Origin of the sequence: Pseudomonas sp. PA-1-3F, from assembly GCF_021609665.1 — a bacterium.
Taxonomy (GTDB): domain Bacteria; phylum Pseudomonadota; class Gammaproteobacteria; order Pseudomonadales; family Pseudomonadaceae; genus Aquipseudomonas; species Aquipseudomonas paracarnis.
This window is the reverse complement of record NZ_WJZD01000006.1, coordinates 20,522-34,196: the sequence shown is the minus strand read 5'-3', so window position 1 is coordinate 34,196 and position 13,675 is coordinate 20,522. Positions and strand designations below refer to the sequence as shown.

Here is a 13,675-nt window from a genome sequence, read left to right as displayed (position 1 = left end):
CCCTGAATGACCCTCGAACGCGAAGCCGCTGCCAACACCGCCAAGGTCCTGTCCGAAGCGTTGCCTTATATTCGACGCTACGTCGGCAAGACGCTGGTGATCAAGTACGGCGGCAATGCCATGGAAAGCGATGAGCTGAAAACCGGCTTTGCCCGCGACATCGTGCTGATGAAGGCCGTAGGGATCAACCCCGTGGTCGTCCACGGCGGCGGCCCGCAAATCGGCGACCTGCTCAAGCGGTTGTCCATCGAGAGTCACTTCATCGATGGTATGCGCGTCACTGACGCGCAAACCATGGACGTGGTGGAGATGGTCCTCGGCGGCCAGGTCAACAAAGACATCGTCAACCTGATCAACCGCCACGGCGGCAGCGCCATCGGCCTGACCGGCAAGGATGCGGAACTGATCCGCGCCAAGAAACTGACCGTGACCCGCAAGACGCCGGAGATGACCCAGCCGGAAATCATCGACATCGGCCAGGTGGGCGAAGTCATCGGCATCAACACCGATTTGCTCAACCTGCTGGTCAAGGGCGACTTCATCCCGGTAATTGCGCCGATCGGCGTGGGTGCTAATGGCGAGTCCTATAACATCAACGCCGATCTGGTAGCCGGTAAGGTGGCGGAAGCACTGAAGGCTGAAAAGCTGATGCTGCTGACCAACATCGCCGGTTTGATGGACAAGGAAGGCAAGGTACTGACCGGCTTGACTACCCAGCAGGTAGACGACCTGATCGCCGACGGCACCATCTACGGCGGCATGTTGCCGAAGATCCGTTGCGCACTGGAAGCCGTGCAGGGCGGCGTCGGCAGCTCGCTGATCCTGGATGGCCGCGTGCCAAATGCAATACTGTTGGAAATCTTCACCGATACCGGTGTCGGTACGTTGATCAGTAACCGCAAGCGCCCTTGATCGCTGCAAAGCAAAAGGCCCCGCTCAATTGAATTGAGCGGGGCCTTTGTTTGTACACAGTTCAAATGTGGGAGCTGGCTTGCCTGCGATGACGACAGTACATGCAAAAATGCACCGCCTGACACACCGCTATCGCGTGCAAGCCCGCTCCCACAGGATTCAGTGTCAGACGCCGAACTGCTCGCGGTATGCACGCACAGCCGGCAAATGTTGCTTGAGCTGCGAGTCATCTTCCAGGAACTGCAACACCTGGTTCAACGACACGATGCTCACCACCGGAATGCCGAAGTCACGCTCCACTTCCTGGATCGCCGACAACTCACCGTTGCCACGCTCCTGGCGGTTCAAGGCGATCAACACACCGGCAGCCTTGGCGCCGTCCTGGGAAGCGATGATCTGCATCACTTCACGGATAGCAGTACCCGCGGTGATCACGTCATCGATGATCAGCACATCGCCGGTCAATGGCGCGCCTACCAGGCTGCCACCTTCACCATGGGCCTTGGCTTCCTTACGGTTGAAACACCACGGCAAGTCCTGCCCGTGATGCTCCGCCAGGGCTACCGCCGTCGCCGCTGCCAGGGGAATACCCTTGTAGGCCGGGCCAAAGAGTACGTCGAAGGAAATACCGCTCTCAACGATGGCTGCCGCATAGAAACGGCCCAGCTGAGCCAGGGCCGAACCTGAGTTGAACAGGCCCGCATTGAAGAAGTACGGGCTGGTGCGCCCGGACTTGAGGGTGAACTCACCGAAGCGTAAAACGCCGCGATCGATGGCAAAACGAATGAAATCGCGCTGATACGCCTGCATGAAAAAAGCCTCAGATACCACGGATTTAGCTAATTGGGTGGACGGCGTGTATCATACACGCACGCGATTTTTGGGGCCATTTATGCGGATCATCAGTGTGAACGTTAATGGTATTCAGGCTGCAGTCGAGCGTGGTTTGCTCAGTTGGCTGCAAGCACAGAATGCCGACGTCATCTGCCTGCAGGACACCCGTGCCTCCGCCTTTGAACTGGACGACCCAGCCTTCCAACTGGATGGCTACTTCCTTTATGCCTGCGATGCCGAAGTGCCCACCCAAGGTGGCGTGGCTTTGTACTCGCGGTTGCAACCCAAGGCGGTCATCAGCGGCCTCGGCTTCGAGACAGCCGACCGCTACGGGCGTTACCTGCAAGCCGATTTCGACAAGGTCAGCATCGCGACCTTGCTGCTTCCTTCCGGGCAGAACGGCGATGAAGACTTGAACCAGAAATTCAAGCTAATGGACGATTTCGCCCGTTACCTGGATAAGCAGCGACGCAAACGTCGCGAGTACATTTATTGTGGCTCGCTGTACGTGGCGCAACAGAAACTGGATATCAAGAACTGGCGCGACAGCCAGCAATCCCCGGGTTTCCTGGCGCCAGAACGCGCCTGGATGGACGAGATTGTCGGCAACATGGGCTATGTCGATGCCCTGCGTGAAGTCAGCCGCGAAGGCGACCAGTACAGCTGGTGGCCAGATAACGAACAGGCTGAGATGCTCAACCTGGGCTGGCGTTTCGACTACCAGCTGCTGACCCCAGGCCTGCGCCGGTTCGTACGCAGTGCACGCCTGCCGCGCCAGCCGCGCTTCTCGCAGCACGCGCCGCTGATCGTGGACTACGACTGGACATTGACCATCTGAGGTCTTTTTCCAGGTACAAAAAAACCGACAGTGATGTCGGTTTTTTTGTGGCCGCCCGGTTACTTGACCAGGCGCCAGGTCCACGGATAGCGATAGGCAATGCCTTTGTTGGCCTTGATACCGGCGATGATCGTCAGTATCAACGCACCAATCACCAGCACGGTCATCAGCAAGAAGCCAACGACCACGAAGCCCAGCAACAGGCACACCAGCCAGGCGATCGCCACGGTGATCTGGAAATTCAGCGCCTCCTTGCCCTGGTCATCGATGAGCGGGTCCATGTCCTTCTTGAACTGCCACAGGATCAACGGCCCCAGCAAGCTGCCGAAGGGGAATACCAACCCCAGGAATGCCGCAAAATGACACAACATTGCCCACTGGCGTACTTCCTTGGACGGTGCCGGAACCGGCAACTGGCTGTCATTCATGGCGTTTCTCCTTGGGCCGGCTCAGTCAGCCAGCGCGGCGTTCTGCAATTCAAAGATTTCGGTCATGCCTTTCTGGGCCAAGGCCAGCATGGCGTTCAGCTCAGCCGGCTGGAATGGCGCGCCTTCGGCAGTGCCCTGCACTTCGATGAAACCACCGGTGCTGGTCATGACCACGTTGAGGTCGGTCTCGGCAGCCGAGTCTTCCAGGTAGTCCAGGTCCAGCACAGGCTCGCCCTGGTACATGCCAACAGACACAGCGGCGATCATCTGCTTGAGCGGGTCACCCGCTTTCAGGCCGCCACGCTTCTTGATGACTTTCAAAGCGTCGACCAGGGCCACCATGGCGCCGGTGATGGACGCCGTGCGGGTACCGCCGTCAGCCTGGATCACGTCGCAGTCGACGTAGAGGGTGACGTCACCCAGCTTGGACATATCCAGGGCGGCACGCAGGGAGCGGCCGATCAGGCGCTGGATTTCCAGGGTACGCCCGCCTTGCTTGCCACGGCTGGCTTCACGCTGGTTACGCTCGCCAGTGGCGCGCGGCAGCATGCCGTATTCAGCGGTCAACCAACCCTGGCCCTGGCCCTTGAGGAAGCGCGGCACGCCGTTTTCGACGCTGACAGTGCAGATGACCTTGGTATCGCCAAACTCGACCAGTACGGATCCCTCGGCGTGTTTGGTGTAGTTGCGGGTGATGCGGATCGAGCGGAGCTGATCGGCAGCGCGACCACTTGGACGTTTCATAGGGGATACCTGTACTGAGGACGAAAAACTGCCGAGCATTATAGAGCCGCAAGCCGGTTCGAGGCACTTCTAAAAAATTCGGTTACGAATGGTCAGGCGATCGGCCATTGTTTTGGCGCACCCGCCCCACTGCGCTACACTCCTGCGCCTTCGCAGCCTGTCGGCTTCAATTTACCCATCAGCCCGTATTTGCGGGACTGCATCGCGAGGTACCTCCATGGTGCACAGCATGACCGCCTTCGCCCGTGTCGAAAAAGCCGGGGCCCAAGGCACCCTCAGCTGGGAACTGCGCTCGGTCAACAGCCGTTACCTGGAGCCGCACCTGCGCCTGCCGGAGTCGTTCCGCGACCTTGAAGGCGCGGTTCGTGAAGCGCTGCGTCAGGGCATCTCCCGCGGCAAGCTGGAATGCACTCTGCGCTTTACCGAAGAAACCACCGGCAAGCCGCTGCAGGTCGACCGAGACCGCGCCGCCCAACTGGTGGCCGCGGCCGAAACCATCGCCGGCCTGATCAAACAGCCGGCCGCATTGAACCCTCTGGAAGTATTGGCCTGGCCCGGCGTGCTGGTGGCCGACGCGGCAGACCCTCAGGCCTTGAATGCCGAAGCCCTCGCCCTGTTCAACCAGGGCCTGAAGGAGCTCAAGGCCGGCCGTGAACGCGAAGGCGCCGAACTGGCGCGCCTGATCAACGAGCGGCTGACCTCGATCGAAGCCGACGTAGTGACCCTGCGCGAATTGGTACCGCAGATGCTCGCCACCCAGCGCCAGAAGGTCCTCGACCGCTTCACCGACATGAAGGCCGACCTCGATCCGACGCGCCTGGAACAGGAAATGGTCCTGCTCGCGCAGAAGAGCGACGTGGCCGAAGAACTTGACCGCCTGAGCACCCATATCCTTGAAGTGCGCCGCGTACTCAAGTCCGGCGGTGCCGCCGGTCGGCGCCTGGACTTCCTGATGCAGGAACTCAACCGCGAAGCCAATACACTGGGCTCCAAAGCGTTCGACCCGCGCAGCACCACGGCGGCGGTCAACCTCAAAGTGTTGATCGAGCAAATGCGCGAACAAGTACAGAATATTGAGTAAGGCACCCTCCATGACCCACAGCACCGGCACCCTTTACATCATTTCCGCCCCTTCGGGCGCGGGCAAGAGCAGCCTGGTCAAGGCCTTGACCGACGCTGACGAGCAGATCCGCATTTCGGTCTCGCACACCACCCGCGCCATGCGCCCGGGCGAAGTGGACGGCGTGCACTATCACTTCGTCGAGCGTACCGAGTTCGTCAAGATGATCGAACACGGTGACTTCCTGGAGCGCGCCGAAGTGTTCGGCAACCTCTACGGCACCTCGCAGAGCCACCTGCAACAGACCCTGGACGAAGGCCACGACCTGATCCTGGAGATCGACTGGCAGGGCGCCGAGCAAGTGCGCCAGCTGATGCCCAAGGCGCGCTCCATCTTCATCCTGCCGCCATCGCTCCAAGCCCTGCACCAACGCCTGACCAACCGCGGCCAGGACAGCGATGAGATCATCGAGGGCCGCATGCGTGAAGCCGTCAGCGAAATGAGCCACTACGTCGACTACGACTACCTGATCATCAATGACGACTTTACCCACGCCCTGGATGATTTGAAGGCGATTTTCCGCGCCAACCAACTGCAGCAAAAGCGCCAACAGCAGCGTTTCGGCAAATTACTCGCCGAATTGCTCGGCTGATTGACTCTTCCCAAAACAGCTGCAAGGGCCTTACATTGGCACTTGTAGCGGTTTTGCGAAGGCCTGCAAAAAATCAGCGCTTCCCTAAACGCTGGTGATTTTTTAAACTGCTCAGTCCGCTCGCCCAACCGGGCAGCGCGCATCTTGCATTCGCTCCGAGGAATACCATGGCCCGCGTAACCGTTGAAGACTGCCTAGAACACGTGGATAACCGCTTTGAGCTGGTCATGCTCTCTACCAAGCGTGCCCGTCAACTGGCCACTGGCGGCAAAGAGCCTCTGGTCCAGTGGGAAAACGACAAGCCTACCGTTGTAGCCCTGCGTGAAATCGCTGAAGGCCTGATGAGCTACGAGTTCATCGCCAACGCCGAAATCGTTGAAGACGAACCGCTGTTTGCAGCGTTCGAAGGCGAGTCCAACGAGGACGTCTAAGCCTATGCCTGGTCGACGTAGCACGGCGCGGGGTCACAGCCATCGGCAGGAGTTCACACTTTGCCGAGCATAGACGCCCTCGCCGATCGCTTATCGGCCTACCTCGGCGCAGACCAGGTCAACCTGGTTCGCCGAGCGTATTTCTACGCCGAACAAGCCCACGACGGCCAACGCCGACGTAGCGGCGAGGCGTATGTCACCCATCCTCTTGCGGTGGCCAATATTCTTGCCGACATGCACATGGACCATCAGAGCCTGATGGCCGCGATGCTGCATGACGTGATCGAAGACACCGGCATTGCCAAGGAAGCGCTCAGTGCGCAATTTGGCGAAACCGTGGCCGAACTGGTCGACGGGGTCAGCAAGCTGACCCAGATGAACTTCGAGACCAAGGCCGAAGCCCAGGCGGAAAACTTCCAGAAGATGGCCATGGCCATGGCCCGAGACATTCGGGTGATTCTGGTCAAGCTGGCCGACCGGCTGCACAACATGCGCACGCTGGAAGTGCTGTCCGGCGAAAAGCGCCGGCGCATCGCCAAGGAAACCCTGGAAATCTATGCGCCCATCGCCAACCGGCTGGGCATGCACGCCATTCGTATCGAATTCGAAGACCTGGGCTTTAAAGCCATGCACCCCATGCGTTCGGCGCGCATCTACCAGGCGGTCAAGCGCGCACGGGGCAACCGCAAGGAAATCGTCAACAAGATCGAAGAGTCCCTGAGCCATTGCCTGGCGATTGACGAAATCGAGGGCGAGGTCAGCGGCCGGCAGAAGCACATCTACGGCATCTACAAAAAGATGCGCGGCAAGCGTCGGGCCTTCAACGAGATCATGGACGTCTATGCGTTCCGGATCATCGTCGACAAGGTCGATACCTGCTACCGCGTACTGGGAGCTGTACATAATTTGTACAAGCCCCTGCCGGGCCGCTTCAAGGACTACATCGCAATTCCCAAGGCCAACGGCTACCAGTCGCTGCATACCACCCTGTTTGGCATGCACGGCGTGCCGATCGAGATCCAGATCCGCACCCGCGAAATGGAAGAAATGGCCAACAACGGCATTGCCGCCCACTGGCTGTACAAGTCCAGCGGCGACGAGCAGCCCAAAGGCACCCATGCCCGTGCGCGCCAATGGGTCAAGGGCGTGCTGGAAATGCAGCAACGTGCCGGCAACTCCCTGGAATTTATCGAAAGCGTGAAGATCGACCTGTTCCCGGACGAGGTCTACGTGTTCACGCCCAAAGGCCGGATCATGGAGCTGCCCAAAGGCTCCACGGCGGTCGACTTTGCCTACGCGGTGCACACCGATGTCGGCAACAGCTGCATCGCCTGTCGCATCAACCGGCGCCTTGCCCCGTTGTCCGAACCGCTGCAAAGCGGTTCCACGGTGGAGATCGTCAGCGCACCGGGCGCTCGCCCGAACCCGGCCTGGCTCAACTTTGTGGTCACCGGCAAGGCCCGTACGCATATTCGCCACGCGCTGAAATTGCAGCGCCGCTCCGAATCCATCAGCCTGGGCGAACGCCTGCTGAACAAGGTGCTCAACGGCTTCGACAGCGCCCTGGACAAGATTCCGCAAGAGCGCGTGCAAGCGATGCTCCACGAGTACCGACAGGAAACCATCGAAGACCTGCTGGAAGACATCGGCCTGGGCAACCGCATGGCCTACGTGGTTGCGCGCCGCCTGCTGGGCGAAGGCGAACAGTTGCCGAGCCCCGAAGGCCCACTGGCGATTCGCGGCACCGAGGGCCTGGTGCTCAGCTACGCCAAATGTTGCACGCCGATCCCGGGCGACCCGATTGTCGGCCACTTGTCCGCCGGCAAAGGCATGGTGGTGCACCTGGACAACTGCCGCAACATCACCGAAATCCGCCACAACCCGGAAAAATGCATCCAGCTCTCGTGGGCCAAGGATGTCACCGGCGAATTCAACGTCGAGCTGCGAGTTGAGCTGGAACACCAGCGCGGCCTCATCGCCCTGCTGGCCAGCAGCGTCAACGCCGCCGACGGCAATATCGAGAAAATCAGCATGGACGAACGCGATGGTCGCATCAGCGTGGTCCAACTGGTGGTCAGCGTGCACGACCGCGTGCACCTGGCCCGCGTGATCAAAAAGTTGCGCGCCTTGACCGGTGTGATCCGCATCACCCGCATGCGTGCATAACCGATCCATTACAAGGAGTCATTCATGACCAAGACAGTTATCACCAGCGATAAAGCTCCAGCCGCCATCGGCACTTATTCCCAGGCGATCAAGGCGGGCAACACCGTCTACATGTCCGGCCAGATCCCGCTGGACCCAAAGACCATGGAACTGGTTGAAGGCTTCGAAGCCCAGACCGTACAGGTCTTTGAAAACCTCAAGTCCGTGGCTGAAGCTGCCGGTGGTTCGTTCAAGGACATCGTCAAGCTGAACATCTTCCTCACCGACCTCAGCCACTTCGCCAAGGTCAACGAGATCATGGGCAAGTACTTCGAACAACCTTACCCAGCTCGCGCCGCCATCGGCGTTGCCGCCCTGCCAAAGGGCGCACAGGTTGAGATGGACGCCATTCTGGTCATCGAGTAAAACACCCGGCGCAGCCCCACAGGCTGCGCCGACTTCGTTTCAGAAGGATTTCGTAATGCGCAAAGCGCTTGTAGCCTCCTCGTTGCTCGCCCTGTTGCTCGGCGGCTGTGCCAGCAACCCCGCCGACCTGGATGTAAGCGGTACCTGGATCAACCAGGCCGCCATCGACGCGGCAGCCAAGGGCGGCCCTTTGCGTGAAGCCCTGCAGTCCTATGGCCCCAACCTCGAGTGGGAGGTCAACACCAAGGCTTTGCAGGCGCGCTACTACAACGGTTTTGAAGTGGCGGAAGGCAAGTTGTCGGGTGAAAAGCCCGGCGCGTGGAGCGTGGACTTCTATGGCAGCTCAGCCACCGAACTCAAGCGCAAAGGCAAGCAACTGCTGCAAGTGGCCAACGACAATGAGCCCGAACAGCTGTTTGCCCGCGCCAAAGAACCCGCACCGGAAGGCGCGCCACTAGGCGCCACCTTCGAGCGCGCGTTGTATGCGGCCTATATGGGCGGCGACTGGAAGATCAGCGACGGCACCGGCAGCGGTGCCACGGTGCAGTTCCAGGCAGACGGCAAGGTCGCCGGCCTGCCGGGGGTTGATCGCTATTCACTCTGCCTGGCAGGCGATTGCGCCTCCATGAGCGGCGGCTACGACAGCATCTGGCTGCAACTGGACGGCCAGGGCAACCCATGGATCTTCACGCGCAAGGGTAAGCAACTGGAGATCTTCCAGGCGATCAATACCGCGCAGGCCGATGAAGTGCCTTCGTTTACGCCAGGCCCTCGCCAATGGTTGCTTGAAAAGTAATAAAAGCCTCGCCCAAATCCAAATGTGGGAGCTGGCTTGCCTGCGATGACGGTATTACATCCAACAAAGATGTGATTGATATACCGCTATCGCAGGCAAGCCAGCTCCCACATTTTTTGCCGCGCTTCAGCCTTTCAGAATCGCCGCATAGCCTTCCCGGTACGTCGGGTATGTCGGCGTCCAGCCAAGCGCCTTCATACGTGCATTACTGCACTGCTTGCTCCCCGCACGCCGCACACTGGCGTCCTCGGCCCATTCGGTCACACCCAGGTACTCGCGCAACCACGCCACCACCTCGGCCAGTGGTGCCGGCGCATCGTCAACGCCGATATAGAACTTGTCCAGCGAACCGCCTTTTTCCACATGCCGCAGCAAAAACGCGAGCAGGCCCGCGGCATCATCAGCATGAATTCGGTTGCCATATAAAGGCGGGTCAACCGCTACACGATAGCCTTGGCGAACCTGAGTCAGCAGCCATTCCCGACCCGGACCGTAAATTCCGGTCAGCCGCACAACGGTGGCCGGGATGCCGCTATTGAGCGCCACTTGCTCAGCTTCCAGCATCACCTGCCCGGAATAGCCCTTCGCTTGCGTCTCGGACGTTTCGTCGACCCACTCGCCGTTCTGCTGTCCGTAAACACTGCTGCTGGAGACAAACAGCAGATGTTTCGGCTCCTGGCCGTAATCGCCCAGCCACTCCAACACATGCTGCAACCCTTGCACGTAAGCGGCGCGATAGCCGGCTTCGTCGTGGTCAGTGGCAGCGGCGCAATACACCAGATAATCCACCCCGCCGATCGGCCAGGTGTCCGGGCAGTCCTTTTTGAACAGATCGCCGGCAATGCCGATCACACCGTCGGGCAAGCGTGAAATATCGCGGCGCAGGCCGTGGACCTCCCATTCCAAGGCCAGCAATTGACTAGCCAGCCGACTACCCACATCACCGCAACCGGCAATCACAACAGAAGGCGCAGACATCATAAAACTCCATTCTCAAAGGCGCAGATTAGCCGCGCGAGTGGATCAACGGCCAGTAAAAAGCGAAATAAAGTAACAGTGCCACTTTAGTTAACAAGAATTACTTGCAATAATAACCGCCCATTTGTCCTCGACCCTAAATGGTCTGGAAGGACGATCACCCATTTTTTCTCTCAGGTCCGGCCAGCATGACACGTCATACAACCCCCGCTTCGCCAACCAAGCTTCACAGCCCCTCCCGCGCCTGGCGTGCGATTGCTGCGATGCTGTTCAGCGTATTGCTGGCACCGACCGCCGCATTCGCTGACGCCACTGCCCCAGCCGCTCCGGCAGCTGCCGAGCAAAATGCCGCTACTGCGGCAACGCCTGCCGTCGCGCCAGTGGCCACCGACCCGGCCCAGGCCGCCGGCGCCGCCGCACCTGCCGACGAAACCGGCGTGGTGCTGGAAGAAGACAACACCCTGGGCATGGCCCACGACTTGTCGCCATGGGGCATGTATCAGAATGCTGACGTGGTGGTGAAAGCCGTAATGATCGGCCTGGCCATTGCCTCGATCATCACCTGGACCATCTGGATTGCCAAAGGCTTCGAGCTGTTGGGCGCCAAGCGTCGTCTGCGCGCTGAAATCGTCCACCTGAAAAAAGCCACCACCCTCAAGGAAGCGAGCGAAACCGCGACCAAGAAGGGCACCCTGGCCAACCTGCTGGTGCACGACGCACTGGAAGAAATGCGCCTGTCGGCCAACACCCGTGAAAAAGAAGGCATCAAGGAGCGCGTCAGCTTCCGCCTTGAGCGCCTGGTGGCCGCCTGCGGCCGTAACATGAGCAGCGGCACCGGCGTACTCGCTACCATCGGTTCCACCGCACCCTTCGTCGGCCTGTTCGGTACCGTGTGGGGCATCATGAACAGCTTCATCGGTATCGCCAAAACCCAGACCACCAACCTCGCCGTCGTCGCCCCCGGCATCGCCGAAGCTCTGCTGGCTACCGCCCTGGGCCTGGTTGCCGCAATTCCTGCGGTGGTGATCTACAACGTCTTCGCCCGTTCGATCGCCGGCTACAAGGCTCAGGTATCGGATGCGTCGGCAGAAGTCCTGTTGCTCGTCAGCCGTGACCTCGATCACCTGCCTACCGAGCGCAGCTCGCAACCGCACATGGTGAAAGTGGGGTAATCGGCCATGGGCCTGCATTTGAATCAAGGCGACGACGAACTCGTCGAGAACCACGAAATCAACGTCACGCCGTTTATCGACGTGATGCTGGTACTGCTGATCATCTTCATGGTGGCGGCACCGCTGGCGACCGTGGACATCAAGGTGGACCTGCCCGCGTCCAGCGCCAAGCCGGCGCCGCGGCCGGAAAAACCGATCTTCCTCAGCGTCAAGGCGGACCAACGCCTGTTCCTGGGCGAAGAAGAGGTCAAGGCTGAAACCCTGGGGCCGGTGCTGGATGCCAAGACCCAAGGCAAGAAAGACACGACCATCTTCTTCCAGGCCGACAAAGGCGTGGACTACGGCGACCTGATGAGCGTGATGGATGCCCTGCGGGCAGCCGGCTACCTCAAGGTAGGCCTGGTCGGACTTGAGACGGCAGCCAAGAAATGATCACGACGCGCCACAAACTGACGCGTTATGGCACCAGCCTCGCCGTCGTGCTGGGCGTGCATGCCGTCGCGATCATCATCGCGCTCCAATGGTCCGCGCCGCAGGCGATCCAGCTGCCACCCGCCGCCATGGTCATCGACCTGGCGCCGCTGCCAGCACCGCCGCCGCCTCCAGCACCGCCCAAGGTCGTTGCGCCGCCGCCGCCACCGGTCGAAGAGCTGCCCCTGCCGAAGCTGGCCGAGGCGCCCAAGCCAACGATCCAGGTGCCCAAGCCGGTCAAGCCCAAGCCCAAGCCACAACCGCCAAAACCGGTGGAGAAGAAGCCCGAGCCGCCCAAGGAGAAACCTTCCGAGGAGCCGCCGAGCGAAACGCCGCCGAGCAACGCACCTGCGCAGAAGTCCGCCCAGCCTACACCGGGCCCGTCGGCACAGCAGCTGGCCGCCCAGGCATCCTGGCAAAGCACGTTGCTGGCGCATCTGCAGAAGTACAAGAAGTACCCGCCCGGCGCCCAACGCAGTGGCAAGGAAGGTATGAACCGCTTGCGCTTCGTGGTCGATGGCGAAGGCAATGTGCTGTCCTACGAACTGGAAGGCCGCTCCGGCAACGCCGACCTGGACCGTGCAACCCTTGAGATGATCCGCAAGGCTCAGCCGCTACCCAAGCCACCGGCAGACCTGTTGAAAAACGGCAGCGTCGAACTGGTCGCGCCGTTCGTCTACAACATCGACAAGCGTCGCCGCTGAGAGAGCACTGTGGGAGGGGCTTGCTCCCTCCCACATTCGCTTTAATACCTCAGTAAAATTCCGATATTCCCCACTCAATCCCCAGCAAAGTTCTGATAACGTGCGTCTATCGATTGCAGCCGGTATGCTTGGCCCGCAACCTCATGGACGCCCGCTATGACTCTCACAGAATTACGCTACATCGTGACCCTCGCCCAAGAACAGCACTTCGGCCATGCCGCCGAGCGTTGCCACGTCAGCCAGCCGACGCTGTCGGTGGGTGTGAAAAAGCTTGAAGACGAACTCGGTGTGCTGATTTTCGAGCGCAGCAAGAGCGCCGTGCGCCTCACCCCGGTGGGCGAAGGCATCGTTGCCCAGGCCCAGAAGGTCCTGGAGCAGGCGCAAAGCATTCGCGAACTGGCCCAGGCCGGCAAGAACCAGCTGACCGCGCCGCTCAAGGTCGGCGCGATCTACACGGTCGGCCCCTACCTGTTCCCGCACCTGATCCCGCAACTGCATCGCGTCGCACCGCAGATGCCGCTGTATATCGAAGAAAACTTCACCCACGTGCTGCGCGACAAACTGCGCAACGGCGAGCTGGACGCGATCATCATCGCCCTGCCCTTCAACGAAGCGGACGTGCTGACCCTGCCGCTCTACGACGAGCCGTTCTACGTGCTGATGCCGGCCTCCCACCCGTGGACCAAGAAGGACACCATCGACGCCGGCCTGCTCAACGACAAGAGCCTGCTGCTGCTCGGTGAAGGCCACTGCTTCCGCGATCAGGTGCTGGAAGCCTGCCCGACCCTGACCAAGGGCAACGACGGCGCCAAGCACACCACGGTGGAATCCAGCTCCCTGGAAACCATTCGCCATATGGTCGCTTCCGGCCTGGGTATCTCGATCCTGCCGCTGTCTGCGGTAGACAGCCATCACTACGCCCAGGGCGTGATCGAAGTGCGCCCACTCACGCCGCCGGTGCCGTTCCGTACCGTAGCGATTGCCTGGCGCGCCAGCTTCCCGCGCCCCAAAGCGATTGAGATTCTCGCGGACTCGATCCGTCTGTGTTCGGTGGCCAAGCCGCCCGTTGCGAGCTAAGCCACGG

16 protein-coding genes are annotated in these 13,675 nt (G+C 60.6%); 12 read left to right on the top strand and 4 right to left on the bottom strand.

The features are described from left to right. Positions 1–6: 6 nt before the first annotated feature. The gene (gene argB / locus GIV26_RS05595) at positions 7–912 is read left to right on the top strand and encodes an acetylglutamate kinase (protein ID WP_003213275.1); all 906 of its coding nucleotides are present in this window, start codon (positions 7–9) and stop codon (positions 910–912) included. A 165-nt stretch (positions 913–1,077) separates the two neighbouring features. On the opposite strand, the gene pyrE is transcribed toward argB, so the two are convergent. Continuing rightward, a complete protein-coding gene (gene pyrE, locus GIV26_RS05590; protein ID WP_057975296.1) occupies positions 1,078–1,722 on the bottom strand; it encodes an orotate phosphoribosyltransferase in 645 nt (214 codons plus the stop codon). Positions 1,723–1,804: 82 nt separating this feature from the next. Between pyrE and GIV26_RS05585 the strand changes: the two genes are divergently transcribed. Further along, positions 1,805–2,584, top strand: coding sequence for an exodeoxyribonuclease III (locus tag GIV26_RS05585; RefSeq protein ID WP_003195493.1), 780 nt, complete (start codon positions 1,805–1,807; stop codon positions 2,582–2,584). Between the two features lie 59 nt (positions 2,585–2,643). On the opposite strand, the gene GIV26_RS05580 is transcribed toward GIV26_RS05585, so the two are convergent. Both GIV26_RS05580 and rph read right to left on the bottom strand, forming a co-directional pair. Further along, on the bottom strand, positions 2,644–3,012 hold the full coding sequence (locus GIV26_RS05580) for a DUF4870 domain-containing protein (RefSeq protein WP_003195495.1): 369 nt from the start codon (positions 3,010–3,012) through the stop codon (positions 2,644–2,646). Positions 3,013–3,033: 21 nt separating this feature from the next. Beyond that, positions 3,034–3,756 carry a ribonuclease PH gene (gene rph / locus GIV26_RS05575; protein WP_003195497.1) on the bottom strand — a complete coding sequence of 241 codons (723 nt, stop codon included), beginning with the start codon at positions 3,754–3,756 and terminating at the stop codon, positions 3,034–3,036. Between the two features lie 217 nt (positions 3,757–3,973). On the opposite strand from rph, the gene GIV26_RS05570 reads away from it, so the two are divergent. From GIV26_RS05570 to GIV26_RS05545, 6 genes are all read left to right on the top strand, one after another. Further along, on the top strand, positions 3,974–4,837 hold the full coding sequence (locus GIV26_RS05570; RefSeq protein WP_003195504.1) for a YicC/YloC family endoribonuclease: 864 nt from the start codon (positions 3,974–3,976) through the stop codon (positions 4,835–4,837). Between the two features lie 10 nt (positions 4,838–4,847). Continuing rightward, on the top strand, positions 4,848–5,468 hold the full coding sequence (gene gmk / locus GIV26_RS05565; protein WP_019818119.1) for a guanylate kinase: 621 nt from the start codon (positions 4,848–4,850) through the stop codon (positions 5,466–5,468). 167 nt (positions 5,469–5,635) lie between these two features. After that, positions 5,636–5,899 carry a DNA-directed RNA polymerase subunit omega gene (gene rpoZ, locus GIV26_RS05560; protein WP_003195508.1) on the top strand — a complete coding sequence of 88 codons (264 nt, stop codon included), beginning with the start codon at positions 5,636–5,638 and terminating at the stop codon, positions 5,897–5,899. A gap of 60 nt (positions 5,900–5,959) precedes the next feature. Then, positions 5,960–8,065: a bifunctional GTP diphosphokinase/guanosine-3',5'-bis pyrophosphate 3'-pyrophosphohydrolase gene (gene spoT / locus GIV26_RS05555; protein WP_003195510.1), complete on the top strand. Its 2,106-nt coding sequence runs from the start codon at positions 5,960–5,962 to the stop codon at positions 8,063–8,065. A gap of 24 nt (positions 8,066–8,089) precedes the next feature. Then, positions 8,090–8,470, top strand: a complete 381-nt coding sequence (locus GIV26_RS05550; protein ID WP_003176922.1) for a RidA family protein — start codon at positions 8,090–8,092, stop codon at positions 8,468–8,470. Between the two features lie 55 nt (positions 8,471–8,525). Next, positions 8,526–9,266 carry a hypothetical protein gene (locus GIV26_RS05545; protein WP_060763899.1) on the top strand — a complete coding sequence of 247 codons (741 nt, stop codon included), beginning with the start codon at positions 8,526–8,528 and terminating at the stop codon, positions 9,264–9,266. Between the two features lie 126 nt (positions 9,267–9,392). Here the strand turns inward: GIV26_RS05545 and GIV26_RS05540 are convergent, their stop codons facing one another. Beyond that, the gene (locus GIV26_RS05540; protein ID WP_236279658.1) at positions 9,393–10,244 is read right to left on the bottom strand and encodes an SDR family oxidoreductase; all 852 of its coding nucleotides are present in this window, start codon (positions 10,242–10,244) and stop codon (positions 9,393–9,395) included. 188 nt (positions 10,245–10,432) lie between these two features. Between GIV26_RS05540 and exbB the strand changes: the two genes are divergently transcribed. The 4 genes from exbB to GIV26_RS05520 all read left to right on the top strand — a co-directional run bounded on the left by exbB (position 10,433) and on the right by GIV26_RS05520 (position 13,668). Continuing rightward, on the top strand, positions 10,433–11,416 hold the full coding sequence (exbB, locus tag GIV26_RS05535; RefSeq protein WP_034129097.1) for a tonB-system energizer ExbB: 984 nt from the start codon (positions 10,433–10,435) through the stop codon (positions 11,414–11,416). A 6-nt stretch (positions 11,417–11,422) separates the two neighbouring features. Continuing rightward, entirely contained in the window at positions 11,423–11,848 is a 426-nt protein-coding gene (gene exbD, locus GIV26_RS05530; protein WP_003195519.1) for a TonB system transport protein ExbD, read from the top strand. Then, entirely contained in the window at positions 11,845–12,591 is a 747-nt protein-coding gene (locus tag GIV26_RS05525; protein WP_003195521.1) for an energy transducer TonB family protein, read from the top strand. Before exbD ends, GIV26_RS05525 begins: the two co-directional genes overlap by 4 nt. 156 nt (positions 12,592–12,747) lie before the next feature. Beyond that, entirely contained in the window at positions 12,748–13,668 is a 921-nt protein-coding gene (locus GIV26_RS05520; protein WP_003195523.1) for a hydrogen peroxide-inducible genes activator, read from the top strand. Positions 13,669–13,675 lie beyond the last annotated feature (7 nt).

Excerpts from the sequence above, each read along its gene's own strand:
- argB (WP_003213275.1), top strand. The coding sequence starts at position 7 with ATGACCCTCGAACGCGAAGCCGCTGCCAACACCGCCAAGGTCCTGTCC.
- pyrE (WP_057975296.1), bottom strand. The coding sequence starts at position 1,722 with ATGCAGGCGTATCAGCGCGATTTCATTCGTTTTGCCATCGATCGCGGC.
- GIV26_RS05585 (WP_003195493.1), top strand. The coding sequence starts at position 1,805 with ATGCGGATCATCAGTGTGAACGTTAATGGTATTCAGGCTGCAGTCGAG.
- GIV26_RS05580 (WP_003195495.1), bottom strand. The coding sequence starts at position 3,012 with ATGAATGACAGCCAGTTGCCGGTTCCGGCACCGTCCAAGGAAGTACGC.
- rph (WP_003195497.1), bottom strand. The coding sequence starts at position 3,756 with ATGAAACGTCCAAGTGGTCGCGCTGCCGATCAGCTCCGCTCGATCCGC.
- GIV26_RS05570 (WP_003195504.1), top strand. The coding sequence starts at position 3,974 with ATGGTGCACAGCATGACCGCCTTCGCCCGTGTCGAAAAAGCCGGGGCC.
- gmk (WP_019818119.1), top strand. The coding sequence starts at position 4,848 with ATGACCCACAGCACCGGCACCCTTTACATCATTTCCGCCCCTTCGGGC.
- rpoZ (WP_003195508.1), top strand. The coding sequence starts at position 5,636 with ATGGCCCGCGTAACCGTTGAAGACTGCCTAGAACACGTGGATAACCGC.
- GIV26_RS05550 (WP_003176922.1), top strand. The coding sequence starts at position 8,090 with ATGACCAAGACAGTTATCACCAGCGATAAAGCTCCAGCCGCCATCGGC.
- GIV26_RS05545 (WP_060763899.1), top strand. The coding sequence starts at position 8,526 with ATGCGCAAAGCGCTTGTAGCCTCCTCGTTGCTCGCCCTGTTGCTCGGC.
- GIV26_RS05540 (WP_236279658.1), bottom strand. The coding sequence starts at position 10,244 with ATGTCTGCGCCTTCTGTTGTGATTGCCGGTTGCGGTGATGTGGGTAGT.
- exbB (WP_034129097.1), top strand. The coding sequence starts at position 10,433 with ATGACACGTCATACAACCCCCGCTTCGCCAACCAAGCTTCACAGCCCC.
- exbD (WP_003195519.1), top strand. The coding sequence starts at position 11,423 with ATGGGCCTGCATTTGAATCAAGGCGACGACGAACTCGTCGAGAACCAC.
- GIV26_RS05525 (WP_003195521.1), top strand. The coding sequence starts at position 11,845 with ATGATCACGACGCGCCACAAACTGACGCGTTATGGCACCAGCCTCGCC.
- GIV26_RS05520 (WP_003195523.1), top strand. The coding sequence starts at position 12,748 with ATGACTCTCACAGAATTACGCTACATCGTGACCCTCGCCCAAGAACAG.